Origin of the sequence: Streptomyces ochraceiscleroticus, assembly GCF_000720485.1 — a bacterium.
In the GTDB taxonomy this organism is placed as follows: Bacteria; Actinomycetota; Actinomycetes; order Streptomycetales; family Streptomycetaceae; genus Streptomyces; species Streptomyces ochraceiscleroticus.
Map to the genome: position 1 here is coordinate 1 of NZ_JOAX01000076.1, position 563 is coordinate 563.

A 563-nucleotide genomic window follows, 5' to 3' on the forward strand; every position below is an offset into this window, starting at 1 on the left:
TCGGCGTACTACAAGGCGCCCGAGGCGGAGCAGCTCTTTGCCACCACCAAGCCGGTGCAGGACCGGGCGGACGGCTTCGCCGACGGCCTGGAGACGGTGGCCTCGGCGCTGTCCTCCTATGCCGATGAGATCCGCCCGCTGGTGCCGAAGCTGGCGGAGCTGAAGACCAAGGCGCAGAACTTCATCCGCGACCATAAGGACGACGAGGACGGGGATTACGACGAGGATCTGATCGCCGAGCACAACCAGATCCGGGATGACATCACCGCCACGGTGGCCGCGTTCTGGGCGGCGGAGCGGACCTGCCACAACAAGATCACCGCTCTGTGGGGCGGGACGCAGATGGTGGCCGGGGACGGCTCGGACAAGAAGAACCAGTACGGCTTCAGCGCCGAGGACATGAAGAACGCCAAGCTCCCCTGGGGCGACCCGGTGGAGGAGAAGCACCACTGGTACGAGGTCGGCCACTGGGTGAAGTCCTTCGTGTGGGACGGCCTGATCGTCGACGGCATCTGGGGCACCATCAAGGGCCTGGGCACCCTGGTGGGCTTCGGCGGCTGGGA

At 66.4% G+C, this 563-nt stretch carries 1 pseudogene; it reads left to right on the forward strand.

Going from position 1 to position 563, the window contains the following annotated elements:
* Positions 1–563, forward strand: a pseudogene (locus IG84_RS0137220) (ADP-ribosyltransferase); the annotation flags it as partial.